Raw genomic sequence first — 20,677 nt, forward strand, 5'->3', positions numbered from 1 at the left:
ACAACGGAGAAGTGAGCCCGGGTGGCTTAGCTGGACATAGCGCCGCACTCATAGGGTTTCCTGAGATTCGGTGCGGTACGCCTTGGAAGCCTCCGCCGCTCCCCACGGGGCCCGCCGAGCCTCGGACCTGGGATATGCGGAGATCGTGGGTTCGGAGCCCACCCCGGGCATTTTTCACGAACTTGACGTTGTAGCAGTGCGTCACTACGGACCCGAGCAGCCGTCTGCTGCCATACTGCTACAGCTGGTTCGAAGCTTGGGGCCCCACACGAGCGCTGTAAAAAGAAGCGAACAGTATCTCTAGCGCTTGCGCTGGATTACCAGTAGCGCAGCAGCGGCCAGCGCCGTCAGCGCGACAATCACACCGAAACCGGACGTAGATGCCGGTGTGTCGGTCCGAGAAACAGGTGTATCCGTGCTTGGGACAAGCGTATCCGTCTCGGGTGTCAGCGTCTCTGTGTTCTGTGTCGATCTTTCTGGGTCAAGGTCAAGTGTGACTGATTGAGGCGTGTCCGTGCTGTCCTCGCTTACCAGTTTTGTATCGATTTGGCCGACGGATCTGCCATCGATATAGAAGGTAGTCCCGGCGAGACCTCCTGCGGACTGCTCACTGAAATCAAATTCAGCCGAGAACGTACCGTCCCTAGCAATAGTAATTCCAGTCGTGCTGCGGAATGGTGGGCTCGCATCTATCGAGGAAACGCGAACCTGTGCCTCTGTGCCCGGTGCAATATTCGTCCTGCCTGAAATATCTGCAACCCCAGAGAGAGGGACTTCTAGAACGTCGTCATCCCCGGTGTCGAATATCACATCACGTTCGACAATGGTCATTCTGACCCTCGCTTCCTGCGTGGAGTCTGGCTGGAAGTACGGGTACGCTGCATCAGGAGTGTCGGTTATATTACCGCCGGCGTCTCCCTCGTACGGGCTCCCAACATCGCCGGTAATGCGCGTATCGAATGCATAACGCTCCTCAGCATCCGTTTCGTATTTGAGCAACGCCTCGAACTCAGAACCGTCTGCAAGCGACTGTGTGAATACGTCGTCATCTGCGCCCGTATCAATAACGATGAAGAACTGGCCACTCGGCTCATCATAGGCCACAAAGCCTTCGCCAGTATCGTCATTCGTGAGGTCGAGTGATGTCGGCTCTTGGTTGCCAGACGTCTCGGCAACCTCAAGATGGAAATTGATTCCCTCGCCTCTCCAGTCGTGCCCGTGAGTAGCTCCGGTGAGAATTCTGTTGAATTCCGCGAGACTCGTCCCATCTGTGAGGGCGTCAAAACCGTTCTCGTATGCGAGCGCTCCGTAGAGACCAGTGGCTTCAACGTGAACGACGAGCCGGTCGTCCATTGCAATTTCTCTGCGAGGAGTAGCCGCTTCAAGGAGTTCTGCAACTTCATCATTTACGTCTGCGTTGCCTTCGGGAGCGGTGTAAGTTGTGATGCTGTCGATACTCGGCGGCGTTAGCTCAAGCAGCCCAGAGTTGAGTACTACGTCTGCTTCAGATTCGCCCTCGCCAGTGACGGTAAAGTGACCATTCTCTGCGAGCATTAACTCGTAGGTGGTCGGCTGTAGCGGCCGTCTCAGTTGGTTTGTCGGAGTCCCACTAACGGAGTCAATCAGCCCTTGCTCGTAGAGAAACCACTCAAAGCCTTGGGAAGATCCGTCAGTATCTTCCTCAAAATAGCCTGCGGCGTTGGCACTGCTGATGCCGTCGTGGACTTCACTCTCGACAAGATCACCTTCGGTATGGTAGACATCCCCGACGCCTGCACCGGTGCCCAGTGCGCGGGTATTAATGCTAAATGTGACGTCATCGTCAGTGTCGTCATCCTCAAGATAGAGAACATCTGTGAAGCCAGCCTCTTGACCGCCGATCTGCATATATACACTCTCACTGCCTTCAAGCCGAACAGAGACCTCAACGATGTCACCCGCTGTCTCAGTGATTACTTCGTCACGGTAGCCAGCCTGAACGTCAGATTCGATGACCTCAATGATTCCCAAGCTCCAAGTCGCTGTATCGGCGACATCGAAGTAGAAGTCATATTTCCCTTCCTTGATTCCCTCAAAGTCGGTCTCCTCCGTTAGATCACCGACATTCTTGAGGACGATCGTATCGTCAGAATCCTCGTCGTACTCTGGGAGCGGTTGCGCGTTGAACGCTGGCGCTGAGAAGACGCTGAGGAGCTCTTCTTGTGTCAGACCGTCAGCGCTCACTTCGATATCTGAGCTAGCGCGGGTCGTTTTAATCTCGAACACCGTGGTGCTGTCGGTCTCCTTATTGTTGACAAACCTCCCGTCGAAATCGGTCATCAGATCCTGTGTGGTAACGTCCCACCTGACCGTCCTGCCAGCGAGGGTGTCTTCCTGGTAGCCTGCCGTAATTCTCCCATTAGTAATCTCAAGGGCGACGGTGCTGTCGGACGCTGGAGTGATGACATAGTCTCCATAAAGTTCGTAGGTGTTGATCTCAGCATACCCATTTTCCAGACGGAACTCCTCTATGAGCGATCCGATTCGGTGGTTGTCTCCGCTCGTATTGTACTCGCGGATCTGTAACTCGTCGTCATCCGCTATTGTTACCCCACCAACGGTGATCGAGCTGCCACCTTCGATATAGACCGCGAACTTCTGCCCCCGCCAATACGTCGAGCCCGAGTTCAGCTGGGCGTCGTTGCCTGCAACGATGTCGAAGGTAGCTGTGCCGGTGGCAGACCCACCCACGAAGTCGAAGGAGACGCCGTTCCCGGTTGTGATGGCATTCGTTCCCAGCGCAGATGTATCGTACTCAAGGGACACGTACACTGTTGTGGTGGTCGTTCCATCGACCTGGCTCTGGAGCTCGAAAGAGGGGCCACTGGTACTGGTATCTGTAACGGTGACGTTGTTCGTATTGCCCGACCGTACGTCGATATTCTCGACTGAAACGGCAGCTGGGATACCGTTAATAATGATCGCATCTGAGCTGTCGTCAGTAAATTCGACACTAAGCTCGAATTCTTGTGTCACTTCGTCTTGGTGGATCGGTACGTCGTCAGCACTCTCAACAGAGATGGTACTCACATCAGCAGCCGCTGTGTCCGCAAACGCGACAGTCCCAGCGGAGGGACTGAGTATTATCAGCACAGCGAGGTACACAGCACGCGTCCTCTGAGGGGATATCATTGTGCGCTTTCTGTCCCGTGCCGAGCCTGGTTTATATCCAATTGCGGTTCGGTGTCGAAGACTAGAGAATGTGAGGAGTATACTGTTAGATCTCACGACGGACCACAAGCAGCGCCGCAGCAACGAGGGCGACCAGCGCGGTCCCAACGCCAAACCCTGGCGTAGTTGTTGGCGTCGGAATTGGCGTCCCAATCGTGGTCGTAGGCGGCGAGGTCTCCGCTGTCCCTCTGGTCACGGTTGGTATCCGTGTCGTGGTCTCAGTGGTCGTCTCTACCGTCGTGGTCTCCGCCGGTGTTGGTTCAAGCTGTTCGACAATAACCATTTTATTCGATCCAACTGTGCTACCGCCAACTCGGAATGTCACCTCGGCGGTATTGTTGAGGTTTGCATCAGTAAACTCGAACGTGGCCTCAAATTCGCCCTCCTCGTCAATCATCACATCATTCGTTCCAGCAAAAGACGGCGAGACTCCTCGGTCAGAGCGGATGCGGACGCTTGCATCGGAGCCAGGCGCGACGTTTGTTGAGCCAAAGATAGTTCCCTCTCGTGTATCGGTGATGCCGCCGACAGCAACCTCAATAATTCCCTCATCGTTGGGGTTGGCGAAGAGGACCTCACGCTCTGCAATGGTGAACGCTGCGCTCTTTGATTGGTTCTCCCCGGGTTGGAAATACGGGAATGCTGGCGAGTCAGGATCACCGCCGGCACCGCCCAGAGGGCCCTTGGCACTCTCGAATTCGTAGGAATCGTCCTCGTCAGTTTCGTACTCGAACTCAACGGTAAAGTCAGTCTCAGAGTCGATATCATTGTTGAAGGCGTCGCTTGAACTCGTATCAACTACGATATACAGGACGCCCTCTGTGTTATCAGCAAGTACGAAGATATCTTGCTCGTTGACCGTGTCACTCCCAAGATTCAGCGATGTTGGCTCTTGGTTGCCGATGGCGTCGTCAGCTTGGACTTCTAGATTTACGCCCTCACCATCTCGCTCATCGACAAGCGTATGCAGAGTCTTCGCACTGAAGCCTTCTTCAAGTGCGCTGAAACCATCCTCTCCGCTAGTCTCCTCAATTGCGACCATATGGCCGTAGATCCCGCTGGCCTCCGCACGGATGATCAGTCGGTCGTCGAAAGCAACCTCTTCTCGGGCAGTAAGGGCCTCGCGTAGTTCGCCAATCTCATCGTTTTCATCGGCTGTATCTGCTGGGGCAACAAACGTCTCGATTTCTCCTAAGTTGGGCCGTGTCAGATCCAATACGGTAAGATCGAGTTCATCGTTGAGCACACTTTCTTCGTCGTCGTTAACAATGAAGGTATTGTCTCCCCCGACAGCGATATCATAGTCCGTCGGTTGTAGCGGCCGGACGAGCTGGTTCGTTGGAGTTTCGTCGTCTGCGTCAATCAATCCCAGCTCATCGAGATACGCTGCGAAGGATCCGTCGCTCGCACCGCTTGCAGTGAGATCATCACCATCTTCATCTACAAAGACGGGGTCCCTCGCCGCTGAGGAAATGCCACCGTGGAGTTCGCTCTCGACGATATCGTCTTCGCTATGGTATACTTCATCATACCGCGCGTTCGTCCCAAGCGCGCGAGTATTGACTTGGAACGTCACTTCATCGTCATCGTCCTCATCTTCAATATAGAGTACATCAATGAAGCCAGCTTCTTCATCGCCGAACTGCACGAACGCATCGTCGGTATCCTCAAGTTCGATCGTGAATGTAACGACGTCACCAGCTGTCTGAATATACGAGCTGTCTTCGAATTCGGCGTCGACATCGCGCTCGGTGACCTCGATAGTAGCGCTATCGGAGGCAGAAGTGTCAGTCACCTCGAACTCAAAGTCGTACTCCCCGGTGTCGATGCCGGTGAATCCAATGTCATACTCCCCGTCAGTAAGTGCAGCAAGCGTAATCCGGTCCTCATCGCTATCAACCGTTTCAATTTCTAGTTCGCCATTCTGGTCGGATCCGTCACCGAAGATAGTCGCAAGTTCCTCTGCGCTGAGGCGGTCTGCGCTGACGTTAACAGCATAGGTTCCACGGTTAGAGTCGAATGTGACCGTCGTCGAGCCTTGTTCGGTGACCTCATCATCATCGAACGAGACATCGAAATCTTGAGTAACGATCTCGAACGACGCACTGTCGCCATCGTTGTCGACATCAGTAGTCGTACCGGTGGCCTGACCGTTACGGCCATCGAACTGCACGATCACGTTGTTGTTGCTCGCTAGAACGATCACGTAGTATCCGTCCAGTCCTTCAGTCTCAAAAATAGCCGTCCCGGATCCATCTAGAGAGAACTCTTCTTCCAGCCCTCCAATCTGGTCGTCACTAGAGTCCCAACTGCGAAGTTGCAACTCCGTGTTTGGATCTAATTCGCCCCCTCCGGTGATGAGTAACTCCTGTCCGGCCCAGAAAGTCGCCCCAGACGCGATCTCAGTGTCGTAGTCGGATGCGTCGGCAAGGCTTCTAACTGTCAAACTGACGCTAGTATCAAAGTCACTATCGCCGTCGTTCAGCGTCTCAGCCTCAACTGCGTGGATGTCGTACGTCCCGGCTGCGAGATTGTCGGTTGCGAGTGTCCCGATGTCAACATTGTCCTCATTGGGCAGATATGCAGACTCGTTGGTCGCAACCGGTTCACCCGAGTCATACACCCCGTTATCATTCTCGTCAACAAAAACAAACAGTGTCGTGTTCCTTGGATTGTCGTCATCCACCTGTACATTCTCGAGAACAGTTCCTCTGTCAATGGTATGTTCGTTCCCATCACCGCTCCCAAGGTCTAAGTTCGTCGCGCCAGGGGTATCTTCCAACTTCAATCGAACGCTAGTACTACCGCTATCTCCGTCGTTTAATGATTCATTCTCGTACGCGTAGACATCATAGACCTTCACGGAAAGACCACTGGTTTCAAGCGTCCCAATATTAACGTTGGCCTCAGTGCCGCTGTACGCGGACTCGTTAACAGCGAATTCCTCACCATCGTCGTACACGCCGTTCCCGTTCTCGTCGATAAAGACGAACAGCGTGGAGCTACCAGGATTGTTGTCGTCGACCTGCACGGTCTCGAGTGGTGTTCCTTGATCAACAGTGTGATCGGTATTGTCACCAGCACCAAGATCCAAGTTTGTTGCCCCCGAAACGGGGTCAAGCGTTAGATTCACGCTGGTGTCGAAGGTGCTATCACCGTCATTTAGCGACTCGTTCTCGTACGCATAGACAGTGTACACACCGGAAGCGAGTCCATCGGTCGCGAGTGGACTGATGTCGATATTGGCGTCCGCACCGGTTCCGTTATACGCAGACACATTTGCGGCGAACTCCTCACCATCGTCGTATGCGCCGTTCCCATTCTCGTCAATAAAGACAAATAGGGTAGCATTATCTGGATCATCGTCATCTACTTGTACGTTATTGAGCTGCGTTCCTTGGTCGACAGTGTGATCATTCCCATCGCCGCTCCCGAGATCAAGGCTCGTGGCGGCCGCACTCGTTGTCCCGGCGAATGCGACCGTCCCGGCGAAGACGCTACAAATCATCAAGGCTGCGAGGAATACGGCTCGTCGCTTGTGTGGAGAGCTTTTGTTCATATTTGTTGACTTAATGTCACGGCTGGCATTTTACACAGGGACCAGACTGTAGCTGTCCTGAGGGATGTATCGTCCGTAACTATCCCAAGAACACTTTATTATGTTGTCTCTACACTTATGAGAATCTTTTGTCCGCTCTGTAAATCTCGTCGAAGTACGATACAGGCAGCATAACTGGCAACAATAATTTTCCGACGTTGCAAGTCCAGCCACGTACCCATAGCAGGCCTAACTGCGACTACAGGACTTTTGAGTAACAAGTAGTCAGTATCGTGTCGGTCTGCATCTCAGATATCGTCTTAGCTAGAGGTGCCTAACAGAATCGGGATTGCTGTCGCTAGTGGTGTAGCGTCCGAAGAAATGGAAAATCGAAGGGCCGGACTAGGTCCGGTAGTTTAGGTGTCGGTCGTTAGTCGCGACGGATCGCGAGCAGCGCGGCGGCGATGAGCGCCGTCAGTGCGACGACCACACCGAAGCCAGGCGTGCTGGTCGGCGTTTCAGTCGCGGGCTGCTCGGTCGTGCCCGGAGCTTCCGTGGTGTCCGGAGCTTCCGTGGTGTCCGGAGCTTCCGTGGTGTCCGGAGCGTCCGTGCCCGGAGCTTCCGTGGTGTCCGGAGCTTCCGTCGTCGTCTGGACCGATTCAACGAGTTCGGTGTCGACCGTGTCGATGTTGCTGCCGCTCACGCGGAAGGACGTGTCAGCAAGGTCGCCAGCCGACTGGTCGCTGAAGTCGAACGTCGCGTTGAACGAGCCGTCGTCGGCGATCGTCGCCGAGGACGTGCTGCGGAACGAGACGTCAGCGCTCGTCGAGGAGACGCGCACTTCAGCGTCCGAACCGGGCGCGATGTTCGTCGTGCCCGAGATCACAGCGTTCTCAGCGGCCTGCGCCTGCAGGACGCCAGCGCTGCTCACGCTGTCGAAGGTGACATCGCGCTCAGCCATCGTGAACGCGACGTCCTCCGACACCGTGCTGTCCGTTCCGAGGAACGGGTACGCGGCGTCAGGAGTCCCAGCGACGTCGCCGCCAGCGTCACCGCTGTACGGGTTGTTTCCGAGACCCGCGCCGTAGTCGAACTCGTAGCGGTCTTCGTCGTCGGTCTCGTATTCGAGCGAGGCCGAGAACTCAGTGTCCTCGTCGACGTCACCGTCGAAGGCGTTGCTCGCGCTCGTGTCTGCGACAATGAAGAACTGGTTGTTCTCTTCGTCGAAGAGCACGAAGACGTCAGTCGTCGACTGCGAATCGTAGTTCAGCGTGGTCGCATCTTGGTTGCCGGTTGCGTCCTCGGCTTCCACGATGAGGTTCATTCCTTCGCCGTCCCAGTCGTCGTTATCGTTGATGTTGGCGAAGATTTCTTTGAACTGGTTCATCGTGATGCCGTCGTCGAGCGTGTCGAAGCTGCCAGTCTCAGCGACGGTGGCGCCGTAGAGACCGGAAGCCTGCACTTGGACGACAAGGCGGTCGTCGATAGCGACTTCGCTGCCATCTTCGATGGCCGTCGCGGAGCTGACGAGATCGGACACGGTGTCGTCTTGGTCAGCGTTGTCGGCGACTGCCTTGTGGATCGTGATACCTTCGACGCCGGGCTGGGTCAGTTCGAGCAGCGCGGAGTCGAGTTCTTCATCAGCCGTGGACTCGCCGTCCGCGTTGATGATGAACTGGCCGTCAGCCGAAGCGGTCAGATCGTACTCTGCGGGCTGCAGCGGCCGCGTGAGCTGATCTGTACCGTCATCACCAGCGGCGGCGTCGTCGATCAGGTCAAGCTCTTCGAGGTACTGGTGGAACGTGTAATCAGCACCGGCGTCATCGACTTCTTCATCCCAGAAGCTGGGCTCGTTGTCGGAGCCGATGAGGTCCCCGTGGATAGCGCTGTTGACGATGTCGTCTTCAGAGTCGTAGACATCGCCGGCACCTTTCGTGCCGAGCGTGCGGAGGTTGACCTTGAAGGTGACCTCGTCGTCGTCGTCATCGTCTTCGAGGTAGAGGACGTCGACGAAGCCAGCGTCTTCGTCACCGAACTGCACGTACGTGCTATCGGTGTCCGAAAGCGAGACGTTGAAGGTCGCGATGTCACCAGCCGTTTCGGTCGTGACGCCCTCTGAGAAGGACGCGTCGACATCAGACTCGGTAACTTCCACAGTGCCAGAGTCAGATGCGGTGGTGTCTGCAACCTCGAAGGAGAACTCGTACTCGCCTTGGTCGATGCCCTCGAAGTCGGCGTCTTCAGTGATGTCACCGACGTTCTTGAGGACGATCATAGAGTCCGAGTCGTCATCGTATTCGGGCAGCGGCTGCGCGTTGAACGCCGAGGCCGAGAAGATGCTGAGGAGGTCAGCCTCTTCGAGACCGTCGGCGCTCACTTCGACGTCAGCGCTCCCACGGTTCGTGTTGAGGTCGAGTTCGGAGGTACTGTCGGTCGCACCGTTGTTGACAGAGTCCTCGTCCCACTCGACGCTCAGGTCCTGCGTGGTGACTTCCCACGCGACCGTGTAGCTGGTGAGGTTCGTTTCGTTAACTGCACCAGAGACCTTCCCGTCAGTGATTTGCAGCGCGACACCGCTGTCGGCTGCAGGCGTGACGACATATTCGCCGTCAAGGTCGTCAGTGTTGATGTCAGCGTAGCCGTTTTCGAGGGAGAACTCGTCTTCAAGTGACCCGATCTCGGGCGAGTCACCGCTCGTGTCGTACTCACGGATCTGGAGCTGGTCATCTGTGGCAATGGCGATGTCGCCATTTCCGCCCTGGAAGTTGACGTTGTTACCATCAGTATAGACAGCGCCTTCCTGGCCCTGCCAGTACGTCGACCCTGAGTTCAGTTGGGCGTCGACACCGGCGACGTACGAGAAGGACTGGGTACCAGTGCTGGAACTACCAGTAGCAGCACTGTCGTCGATCGTGACACTGATGTCACCATCAGCTGCCGTAGCGCTCACTCCGCTCGTATCGTATTCGATGAAGACTTTGAGGTTCGCAGTCGTTGTGTCCGATTCATTGTTGACTGTGAACGTCGCGCGGGGATTAGTACTCAGGTCATTAGCTTGGAGGTTGCTCACGGAGGCTCCGCCAGCACCGACAACGTCGATGTTGTCAACTTCTCCGCTAATACTGTTGAGGTTAATTTCCCCGGACGCTGAGTCAACGTCAGCAGCAAAGTCGAACGTGACGTCGACTTCTTGCGTTACTGGGTCCTGTTCAACTGGAACGGGTTCCGGACTAATATCGGCATCAGCGACATTAGCAGCACTCGCGGAACCCGCAAACGCGACAGTCCCAGCGAAGACGCTGAAGACCATCAGCGCTGCAAGCAGCAGCGCGCGTGCCTTGTGTGTATAGTTTCCGTCTGTCATTTTTGGTAAGTTTCGCATCGGTTGCAGCCACAGCAGTTTCGAACAGCCGTCATCCCCGCTGCCAACAGTGCCCAACGAGATCATCGTAGTCCCACCGGCCGGACGCGACTGAATACTCCATACTGTGACCGACTCTTGGGTAGGGGTATCAGTTTGTGATAGTGCCCTTGGTATATGCTTTGTGTATTGGGAGTAGAATAATCTTAATTTTCTGCCAGTCAGGTTAGACTGTTACTAATCTACAGAGGTCGTCATAGAATGACTCTATGAAAATCCTGCTACTAAGCCCCTGGCGCGTGAATCAGGTCAACAGGGGTTGGCAGAGACCGAGTGAGAAGAAGTGCAGCAAGCACGCTAGAACGACCGGTCCTAGCCCGTGAAAGGAAAAGACTACTGTGCCACAGAGCACGTATAGGCGCCTTTCCGAGTCACGCGCGATCAGCCCCAACGGAGGCGTTCAATGTGCCCAATTGAAAATGCGGTACGGATGTAGAATCATAGCTTCTTGACGGTCTTCATATGGTTGTGAAGAGCAAACAGCAGGGCAATCTCGGAACTGTCGGTAACCAGAACTGCGAACGCAGGGCGTAGTACCTAGCGTAACTTCTGGAGGTATCCGCCGAGATACTTGTCGATCCACGAGGCTGCGAAACTCAGCTGAGTTGTAAGTTGCTCAAAGAGCTCAGTGAGGAGAGCGCGGTATTCTGCCGCGCTCTCCACAATTAGCGGTGATGCTTCCCACTTGAGGCTCTTCCAGACCTGCTCGATTGGGTTGAGATCCGGAGAGCCAACCGGGAGAAACACGAGACCGATGCCGAGTTGGTGGGCTCGCCTACGCGTGTACTCGCACACGTGCGAAGAGAAGTTGTCCAAGACGAGCAGAATCCGCTGACCCGGATTCTGCTCGCGGATCCCTTCGAGACACTCGCAAATCCGCTCTTTCGTCTGATCTTCAGGGAAGCTGACGACGCTCTGGCCGTTGAGTGCATAGAACCCGACCGCTGGTTCGTCTAACTTCACCAGCGGTCGGGTAATGTGCGGATCATCCACGGTGTAGAGTCGCTGTGAGTTATCCCACGGCTGCGGATGGGACGTGTCGAGAAATCCAAGGACGGTTCCGCCATCCGTCCGGATATCCTCGTCAACGACCCAGCCTTCCTCGTCGTCTCCGTCGCGTTTGTTGTGTGGAGTGTCGTCAGGCTCCTCGTCGAACGCGTCAGCGACGCGTTCGTCGAGAACTTCCTCAGCGTTCTCCGCACGTGATGGGCGCTTAGTCCGCGGAATTGCGTAGGAAAGACCGAGCTTATCGAGGAAGGTGCTCAGGTAGACCGGGTGAAACTCTACGTCGAATTCTTCGTTGATGAGGTGCTGTATCTCTTGTTTCTTCCACGGCTGGCCGTCACGAAGAAGTTCCAAGAGGCGTTCGCGTTGGTCCTCGCCGAGCTTCGGAGGCCTGCCGCCCCCGAAGTTCGGCATCAGGAGACCGAGACCGCCCTCGTTCCACCGGTGGGCCCAGCGTGTTCCTGTCCCGGAGGACCTGCCGACGTCGTCGGCAGCGTCCTCCAGCGTCGCTCCCTTGTAGAGACGTTTGATGAAGATCAGCCGCTCAGTGAGTTTCTCATCAGTAGACTCCGCTAGGAGTCGGTTGAGATCGTCCTCACTGAGGTGACGGACGATCTCTTTGCGGCGATCTTCAGACATACTCTCATATTAGACGCTACCTCCATAACTTCCCCTAACCACTATCAGGAGTTCGGAACGACAGATTCTGTGCACGAGGCGGGTGACTGACTCCGATTGCTGGCCAACTGTAAAGCGATGTCTCAAACGACATCCCAGTTCGAGTCTGCGATCAGCAGACTCGAACAACAGGCCGAGGAATTGATTCACAAAGACACGGACCTTCTGACTGTGGTCCGTGGGTTTGACTTCAGTGAGACTGCAGTCTACGAAGTTGGGAAAACCGAATGGAACGCTCACTACAGCTACGAGTCGATGGTACGAGCGTTCTATTGCAAGGAGCTCGCCGGCTTCACGACGACAGAACTCCACGACTACCTCGCGACTGCCGAGCGTGCCAGCACGCTCGGCTTTGATCCCGACCACTTCGCTGGGGACAAAGCTGCACCGGCTCGGACCACACTCGGTCGCGCCTGGCGCGACCGGTTCCCCAACCGGCTTCAAGCTTTTATCCGAACATCTGCTGAATGTATCCTCGTGGTTGCCCACGAGATGGGCAACCCGCTCGGACTGCGTGCGCTTACCCCTGAAGACAAGAGCGACCTTTCCAACCGCTCGGAACAACGCTACGTCACAGGCAAAGCAAAGGACGTTACGGAGGCCCTCTGTCAGATCGTGTTTCCAGCGATTGACCTCGATCGACCGGACGACGGAACGCGGTATGATGATACCGCGTTCCTCGATCTCCAGAGCTACCTCGGATTGACCGGGACTGCTGCCAACCAGGGAAGCCGGATCTTCGACGAGGAAACAACCCGCGAAAACGGCGGTCCTGACGGTGATACGCATCTCCACTACATCAAGCAACTCGAGGCGATCGAGATCGCCTCGATGGTCAACGGAGCGATTGGAACGATGATGTGGGCTGCTGAGCAATACTATTCGATCGATCGCCACGTCGATGTGGCGATCGATATCACCTATATCGCCTACTACGGTGATCGTGACGAGTTCCAGATGAGTACAGGCGCACCACCGAGCAAATCGTACTCGTGGTGTTACAAAATGGCGACTGTCTCGATCGTTGGGGAAGAAGTGAAGTTCACGCTCGGGATGCGGCCGCTCCGCGGCTACATCCCTCGGCGAGTTCTCGTTGAGCAACTGCTCGAAATAGCGAGTGACTCTGTTTCGATTGGGACGGTCTACGCCGACGCCGAATTCGACGGCGTCGGCGTGATCCACGCGGTCGAAGAGGCGGGCCTCTGCTATCTCATCCGAAAATCCTCGGATGACCCAGTCAAGCGGTTTGTACAGGACATAGACCACGACGTCGGCGTTAAACAGAATCACGAGATGGAAGGAACCATCGTGGGTGGCAGTGTAACGGTCACCCCGACGCTGGTCGGGGTTCCCTCGGATCGGAAGGAAGATGCAACGGTGACGTTCGTGACGAACCTCTCGGTAAGTGACGCGACAAAGAAGGCGCGGGGGCGTACCCGCCGCGTGATGCGGCGGTACGCCCGCCGATGGGGAATAGAGAACAGCTACAAGTCGATCAAGGACTTCCTCGCGTGGACGACTTCACGAAACACCGCCGTTCGAGTGTTCTACTTCGGCTTTGCAGTGATTCTGTACGATATGTGGTTGCTCGTTGACCTGCTGGTGCAGGTCAGCCTCGACATTGACCAGCGACTGAAACCACGCGTGCCTGCGCGGACATTCCTGAATGTCGTCCGCAAGGAGGCACCTGTGACGTAGGCGTTCCGCGGCGGCGGAACGCCGACTTGTGAGAGATATCTCTGCTCACCCATTCTATTTTCGAGTGAATCACACCAGGAATGAACGATAGCGGTCTTCGAGTGCGGAGTTGAACAGACAGCTCTCACTTTTCATTTCACCCATCGGTGTAGTAAATTGACGCTCATCGCTCGCTGATGCACATTCCGAACACCTGACTATGTCCTGCGTTCGTTTGGTCGTTGAGTAGGATGTCTCTGTCATCCACCGCTGGGTGTAGCCGGCCAGTTGGTTGAGTGCGTTGTGTGCGACAGCCATCGGTTTCGATCTTCGGAGGTGAACACGGTTCTCGAGATCATACGCGGAGAGCTCGTATTCGGTGTGTCAGTCTTGGAAGCCGTTGTCGGCAACGACGGCCCGCAGGTCGTCCGCGTTGAGTGATCAGCGGAACTGTTGAACCCACTGATGGACGCTGGCCACGGCACAGAGAACCGGACGACTGCGTTGAGAGATCGTGATTCTCGTCGTCTATCCCTGCCAGTTCAGAAGTTGTGCTGACCACTCCGTCTTGTCCGGCGACTCTGTTTTATCATAAACTTCTACGACGGAAAAACCCAACAGCAGGCGGGTGAGGCTGTTGACGTCTCTCAGCCGGGGTAGTAGTTGGCGCGCACGCGCGTGAAATCATAAAGTTATCGAAGGCTTGCCCTGACGCTTCGTCGGCGGGCGGTCGCAGAAGCTTGTCCCGGCCCAGTGGGACGAGGTCTGTACGACCCTCAAAGACGGCCAGCCTTGGCCGCCACGCGAAATTCACAAACTCATCGAAGATCGCTACAGCGTTACCTACCACCCGACACATCTTGCCCGAAAGCTTCGGACCTCAGGAATGCATTACGCCAAACCACGTCCAATGGATCCTCGAAGCCCCCGAGAATGACCAGAAGATTCTCGCCGAGCGCCTCGGCAAGGCGGTCAGCGAGGACGATGCTAAGGAGGCTGGTCCTGTCGTCTTGGGACTCTTTCGGTGAAGCGTGGCCACAGCCGTTCGAGAACTCTCAGCGGATGTGGTCGTATGATCGTACTGCCCAGATAGAGAAGCCATTAGTAGCGGTGCCGTGGCGGTCGATTGGGTTCTACGCACTGACTGGCCAGAGCGTGATCACGTACAAGGAGCGGTTAGTGAAGGAGACAATGATCGAAGTACTTGAAGAGATCCGCGAGCAGAATCCACGGGGCCGGATTCTGCTCGTGGCCGATAACTACGGCTCTCACCACGCGAAACTCACGCAAGAACGGGCCGACGAACTCGGCATCGAGTTCGTCTTTATTCTCCCATACTCACCGACGTTGAACACGATTAAGCCGCTGTGAGCGTGTCATAGAAGAGTTCACATGGTTCGCTGAGTCAGCTTAGACAAGTTGAAACCGCCGTACACTTGGTGCACGCTGTTCTCAGATTGTTTTAGCTATGGCGAAAGAGAAGTTCGGCGTCGCTGTTGACGAGGAAATCGTGCGAGAAGTGGATGAATTGGTCGCTGAGTGTGACGATCTCGGAGCCAGTCGCTCCGAGATTGTTGAAGCCATCCTCACAGCGTTCGTTCAATCCGAGACGGACCACGTTGAACGGGTGCGAGAAATCATTATTCGGAAACGAAAGGGCACTCTCTAACTGATTTTAAACTTCGTGCACTGAGTGCACGTACTTCTAAGCTAATAACCTATTATAACAGTAAACAGACTGACTATAGTGTGTGAAGAGTTCTATGACACGCTCCGCTGTGGAAAGATCTGAAACGCGAGATCTCACCAACGACCTCCGAGGGCAAAGACCACTTCAAAGAGTTTGTCACAGAGACGTTCCTTCGGCTGAGCCACCGTCTCAGTTTTGCTAGTGACTAGATCGAGACATTCCTTCCCGGACCTTCAGAAGTTACAGTGATCACTTATGTGACGCGCATCGCCATCTCTTGGGACGCTTGGTTGGCTTGTGTGAACTCCGCCGCGATCGGAATTTTGCTCCAGTCGAGATGATCGTACAACCGAACCCGTAGTAGTACTCCTCGGCTGTTGGATCGTAGTTCCATGAGGTGGCGTCGTTGTACTGGATAGCCTCAATATGGTGCCACAGAGACACTGCGTGACGGGATGACGTCAACTACCCCGCCCTACTCGCGCTGACGCGCTCGTTGAGGACGGGGCTTGTCCATGAACTCGGCCTCGAACCCTTCCGGGTGGGCGGTGAATCCGTCGCTCGGCGTCACTGTTCCAGACTTCAGGGCAAGTTGACTGTCGCCCGTCCGCCGAGACGACTGTTGGCCTCGACGGACGTACCGCATCCCGATGTTCTTCGCCGCGTTGTAGTCCGCGTTCGCTTCCGCCTCGCACTTCACGCACCGGAAGTCGTTTCGAGTCGGGCGGTTCTCATCCGCCGTGAACCCACACTCGGCGCACCGCTGAGACGTATACGCCGACCCCACTTGCTTCACCGAGATACCTTCTGCCTCGGCCTTGTACTCCACTTGCTCGTACAGCGTTCGGAACGCCCATTTGTGCCCCCACGACGCACCCGTTCGGTCGCGGATATGGGTTAGGTCCTCGAACGCAATTATGTCACAGTCGTATCGGAGTGCTTCGTCTATGATAGCGTTGGACGCTTGGTGGAGTACGTCACGGACGTAGCGAAGTTCACGACCACTCGACTGTTCGAGCGTTCGGTGGGCGCTTCGCGTCCCGGTTTGTTGGAGTCCAGCACGTACCTTCTCAAACTCACGGAGGTCGTGGGTTAGCTTCCGCCCGCTGAAGAAGTACGCCGTACTGGTGACGGCGAGGTTTTCGATACCGAGGTCAACCCCGAGGACCGTTCCGTCCTCGGCGGTGTTCCGCTCGGTGTCGTTCTTCGATCGGCGAAAGCCGATATGCAAGAAGTACTCACCGTCACGGGCGGTGAGCGTGCTTTCCGTGACACTCCACTCGTCGGAGTCAAGGTACTGCCGTTGGTAGCCATCGTCGGCATCGGGCAGCGCAAGGTCACACCGGACGCGACTCTCCGTGGTGGAGAGAGACACCGTGTCGTCGTCGAACAGTGTCATAGTCCGCGTATCGTATTTCACGGTCGGTGCGGTGAAGGTGGGCTTGCTCACCGTCTTGCCTTCCGAGCGGCGTTCGATACAGCCAGTGATGGCTTGGGCGGCTTGGTGGGTGGCGAGAATCGCGTGCTGACTGCCGAGGTCGGTGTGTTCGCGTACGTCGTCGTAGGCGAGGGGCTGGACGTCGCTCTTAGCGTTGCAGACGTTCCACGCCATATCGGTGGCGAGTTGGCAACCACGCTTCCACTCGGAGATGGTTTCTTCGAGGAAGTCGCGTTGCTCGTCCGTAACTTCGAGACGAGTGATTGCCGTCCGACGCACGTAGTCGTCTGCCACAGTTTCAATGTGGACCCACTGCTACTTATAAGCCAGTGTTCATTGTCTATACGAACGCGCTCCTCCCCTCCCTACTCACTCGCTCCGCTCGTTCCTTGAGGAAGGGGACTCCGCGCTACCGCCTCAGTTGAAGGACGAATACTTAGCCAGTACTGCAGCTTGTTTTCGCCTATCGAAGAGAAATTGAAAACCGAAGGGACCGGACTACGTCCGGTGGTTCAGATTAGCCGCCGGTCGCCCCGTCGTCGTTGAAGACGGTAGCTCGCGAGAAGCTTAGTTCTCGCGGCGGATCGCGAGTAGCGCCGCAGCGATGAGCGCTGTCAGCGCAACAACGACACCGAAGCCAGGTGTGCTGGTCGGCGTTTCGGTGCCAGGTTCGGGCGTCTCCGTACCTGGTTCAGGGGTTTCGGTGCCAGGTTCGGGCGTCTCCGTACCTGGTTCAGGAGTTTCGGTGCCAGGTTCGGGCGTCTCCGTACCTGGTTCAGGCGTCTCTGTTTGGACCGATTCAACGAGCTCGGTATCGACTGTGTCGACCGTCGTACCGCTCACACGGAAGGAGGTTTCTGCCAGGTCACCAGCCGACTGCTCGCTGAAGTCGAAGGTCGTACTGAACGTGCCGTCATCGTCAATCGTCGCTGAGGCCGTGGTTCGGAATGAGACGTCCGCCTCAGTCGAGGAGACGCGCACTTCAGCGTCCGAGCCGGGTGCGACATTCGTCGTGCCCGAAATCGTTGCGTCCGAGCTGGCCGGAACCTGCAGGACACCTGCATTGTTTACGTTGTCGAAGCTGACATCGCGCTCAGCCATCGAGAACGTAGTCTCTTCGGACTGCGTGCTATCAGTCGAGAGGAACGGGTACGCGGCATCGGCACCATTTCCTAGGTTACCGCCAGCGTCACCGCTGTATGGGTTCGTTCCCCACGGAGCAACACCGTAGTCGAACTCATAGAGGTCTTCGTCGTCGGTCTCGTATTCGAGCGAGGCCGAGAAGTCGGAGCCATCCTCAACATCACCGTCGAAGGCGTTGCTCGCGCTCGTGTCCGCGATGATGAAGAACTGGTTGTTCTCCTCGTCGAAGAGCACGAAGGCGTCGGTTGTGGATGTCGAATCGTAGTTCAGCGTGGTTGCATCTTGGTTGCCAGTCGCGTCTTCAGCTTCCACGACGAGATTCATCCCTTCGCCGTCCCACTGGTCACCATCGTTGATGTTCGCGAAGATTTCGGCGAAGTCGTCGAGGGTGGTTCCATCTTCAAGTGTGTCGAAATCACCTGTCTCTTCCACAGTTGCGCCGTACAGGCCCGAGGCCTGCACTTGGACGACGAGACGGTCGTCAATGGCGATTTCGCCACCATCTTCGATCGCCGTCGCTGAGTCGACAAGTTCGGATACAGTGTCATCCTGGTCGGCGTTGTCGGCCGGAGCTTTGTGGATCGTGATACCTTCGATACCGGGAGTGGTCAGCTCAAGTAGTGCGGAGTCAAGTTCTTCATCAGCCGTAGACTCACCGTCATCGTTGATGATGAACTGGCCGTCAGACGCGGCGGTCAGGTCGTACTCCGCGGGCTGTAGCGGCCGCGTGAGTTGATCCGTCCCGTCCTCATTATTCGCGTTGTCGATCAGGTCAAGCTCCTCAAGATACTCGTTGAACGTGTAGTCCGGAGTGCTGTCCACCTCCTCATCCCAGAAGGTTGGGCCAGTATCAGGCGTGTCGATACCGCCGTGGATCTGGCTCTCGACAATATCGTCTTCGGAGTCGTAGACTTGATCAGCACCCTTCGTTCCGAGTGTCCGAAGGTTGACCCGGAAGGAGACTTCGTCATCATCGTCGTCGTCCTCAAGGTAGAGGATGTCGACGAAACCAGCGTCTTCGTCACCGAACTGCACGAACGTGCTGTCGGTGTCGTCAAGCGAGACGGTGATGTTTGCGATGTCACCAGCTGTTTCCGTTGTGACGCCTTGCGTGAAGCCCGCATCTACGTCGGCCTCGGTGACTTCAACGGTTCCCGAATCAGAGGCAGTCGTATCGGTGACCTCGAAGGTAAACTCGTACTCGCCCGCTTCGATGTCCTCAAACTCGGTATCTTCGGTCACGTCACCGATATTCTTGAGGACGATCGTATCGTCAGAGTCGTCATCGTAGCTCGGCAGCGGCTGAGCGTTGAACGCCGAGGCCGAGAAGATGTCAAGGAGTTCTTGATCGTCGAGACCGTCAGCAGTTACCTCAATGTCGGAACTGCCACGGTTTGTGTTGAGATCGAGTTCGGATGTGCTATCAGTTTCACCGTTGTTGACAGAGTCCTCGTCAAAGTCAATGCTCAGATCCTGCGTAGTGACTTCCCACGCGACCGTGTTACCAGCGAGGTTATTCTCTGCAAATCCATCCGTAATCTCTCCATTGGTAATTTCAAGCGCGATGGTGCTGTCGGAGGCTGGAGTAACGACGTATTCGCCGTCGAGATCATCAGTATTGATGTCAGCGTAGCCATTTTCGAGGCTGAACTCATCTTCGAGCGAGCCGATCTGTGGATCGTCGCCGCTCGTGTCGTACTCACGGATCTGGATCTGGTCGTCGTCTTCAATTGTCACCCCAGCAACGGTTGTGGAGGTGCCAGTGATGAAGACGGCAGACTCCTGTCCCTGCCAGTATGTCGAGCCCGAGTTCAGCTGGGCGTCGTTGCCTGCAACGATGTCGAAGGTAGCTGTGCCGGTGGCAGACCCACCCACGAAGTCGAAGGAGGCACCGTTTCCAGTCGTGATGGCGCCTGCGCCCAGAGCTGAAGTGTCGTGCTCAAGAGACACGTACACAGTTGTGGTGGTCGTTCCGTCGACCTGGCTCTGGAGCTCGAAGGAGGGGCCACCCGTGCTAGTGTCAGTGACCGTGACTTGGCTTGTATTGCCCGACCGTACGTCGATATTCTCGACTGAAACGGCAGCCGGAATGCCGTTGATGGTAATCGTATCTGAGCTGTCGTCAGTGAATTCGACACTAAGCTCAAATTCTTGTGTCACTTCGTCTTGTTGGATCGGTACGTCGTCAGCACTCTCAACTGTGATGGTACTCGCATCAGCAGCCGCTGTGCCCGCAAACGCGACAGTCCCAGCGGAAACGCTGAGGACCATCAGTGCGGCAAGGAACACAGCACGTGCCTTTCGTCTATAGTTTGTCATAGTTGTCTTGGTCGTATTTGGATGCAGCCCCAGGCGTTTCGAGCAGCCATTGCCCGCTGCAATGGACGACGACACATCCACATCGTCCGTCCGATCACCAGGGATGACTGAATACTCCGAACTGAGGCTGACTTTGGGGGGTAGGGGCGATAATACCATACAGCGAGGTCGTTAAATGTCTTCTGTATTAAATGAAGATTATAACAATATCAGAAAAGAGTAAGATATGCTTAACTCGAACCAGATCTTGAGCACAGAAGTCCCAAGAGATGAGAACAGAATTTCCGCTCGCTGTCCGGCTGTGTTCTCGCTTCTCGCAGTGTACCGTATTGGTTATGAACTTCTTAATGTCCGGTAAGAGTCTTTTACTCGGGCATTCTAGGCTATAATATCGAGAAGGATTTACAGCTCAGCAGTCAATCACTCATCGAGAAATGTGATCTGGATCGTCGCGAGCGACAGCAACAACTAGCTCGTGGATGTGACCACCGCAAATAAGTAATTAGATTGGTATATCACACAAGTATAAATTTTAAATCATATTAGATCTCGGGTTGA

At 55.7% G+C, this 20,677-nt stretch carries 8 protein-coding genes, 1 tRNA gene and 2 pseudogenes; 3 read left to right on the forward strand and 8 right to left on the reverse strand.

Features of this window, described 5'->3' with window-relative positions:
* The first annotated feature begins 15 nt into the window (after positions 1 to 15).
* Positions 16 to 170, forward strand: a tRNA-Met gene (locus NO362_RS00115).
* 130 nt (positions 171 to 300) lie between these two features.
* Here NO362_RS00115 and NO362_RS00120 read toward each other — a convergent pair.
* The 4 genes from NO362_RS00120 to NO362_RS00135 form a co-directional block, all read right to left on the reverse strand.
* Positions 301 to 3,144: a BGTF surface domain-containing protein gene (locus NO362_RS00120; protein WP_256545663.1), complete on the reverse strand. Its 2,844-nt coding sequence runs from the start codon at positions 3,142 to 3,144 to the stop codon at positions 301 to 303.
* 112 nt (positions 3,145 to 3,256) lie between these two features.
* On the reverse strand, positions 3,257 to 6,769 hold the full coding sequence (locus NO362_RS00125) for a BGTF surface domain-containing protein (RefSeq protein ID WP_256545664.1): 3,513 nt from the start codon (positions 6,767 to 6,769) through the stop codon (positions 3,257 to 3,259).
* 409 nt (positions 6,770 to 7,178) lie between these two features.
* Positions 7,179 to 10,112, reverse strand: coding sequence for a BGTF surface domain-containing protein (locus tag NO362_RS00130; protein ID WP_256545665.1), 2,934 nt, complete (start codon positions 10,110 to 10,112; stop codon positions 7,179 to 7,181).
* A 594-nt stretch (positions 10,113 to 10,706) separates the two neighbouring features.
* Complete coding sequence (locus tag NO362_RS00135; protein WP_256545666.1) at positions 10,707 to 11,813, reverse strand: IS630 family transposase; 1,107 nt, start codon at positions 11,811 to 11,813, stop codon at positions 10,707 to 10,709.
* A gap of 117 nt (positions 11,814 to 11,930) precedes the next feature.
* Here NO362_RS00135 and NO362_RS00140 point away from each other — a divergent pair, with 117 nt between their 5' ends.
* A complete protein-coding gene (locus NO362_RS00140) occupies positions 11,931 to 13,550 on the forward strand; it encodes a transposase (protein ID WP_256545667.1) in 1,620 nt (539 codons plus the stop codon).
* 207 nt (positions 13,551 to 13,757) lie between these two features.
* On the opposite strand, the pseudogene NO362_RS14540 reads toward NO362_RS00140, so the two are convergent.
* Positions 13,758 to 13,964, reverse strand: a pseudogene (locus NO362_RS14540) (IS5/IS1182 family transposase); the annotation flags it as partial.
* Positions 13,965 to 14,462: 498 nt separating this feature from the next.
* Here NO362_RS14540 and NO362_RS00150 point away from each other — a divergent pair.
* The gene (locus tag NO362_RS00150) at positions 14,463 to 14,900 is read left to right on the forward strand and encodes a transposase (protein ID WP_256545668.1); all 438 of its coding nucleotides are present in this window, start codon (positions 14,463 to 14,465) and stop codon (positions 14,898 to 14,900) included.
* Between the two features lie 575 nt (positions 14,901 to 15,475).
* Here the strand turns inward: NO362_RS00150 and NO362_RS00155 are convergent.
* From NO362_RS00155 to NO362_RS00165, 3 genes and pseudogenes are all read right to left on the reverse strand, one after another.
* Positions 15,476 to 15,648, reverse strand: a pseudogene (locus NO362_RS00155) (IS5/IS1182 family transposase); the annotation flags it as partial.
* Positions 15,649 to 15,694: 46 nt separating this feature from the next.
* Positions 15,695 to 16,951, reverse strand: a complete 1,257-nt coding sequence (locus tag NO362_RS00160; RefSeq protein WP_256545669.1) for an RNA-guided endonuclease InsQ/TnpB family protein — start codon at positions 16,949 to 16,951, stop codon at positions 15,695 to 15,697.
* A 273-nt stretch (positions 16,952 to 17,224) separates the two neighbouring features.
* Positions 17,225 to 20,089 carry a BGTF surface domain-containing protein gene (locus tag NO362_RS00165; protein WP_256545670.1) on the reverse strand — a complete coding sequence of 955 codons (2,865 nt, stop codon included), beginning with the start codon at positions 20,087 to 20,089 and terminating at the stop codon, positions 17,225 to 17,227.
* Between the last annotated feature and the right edge of the window lie 588 nt (positions 20,090 to 20,677).

The sequence above is a fragment of the Halobellus inordinatus genome, assembly GCF_024498335.1.
In the GTDB taxonomy this organism is placed as follows: domain Archaea; phylum Halobacteriota; class Halobacteria; order Halobacteriales; family Haloferacaceae; genus Haloquadratum; species Haloquadratum inordinatus.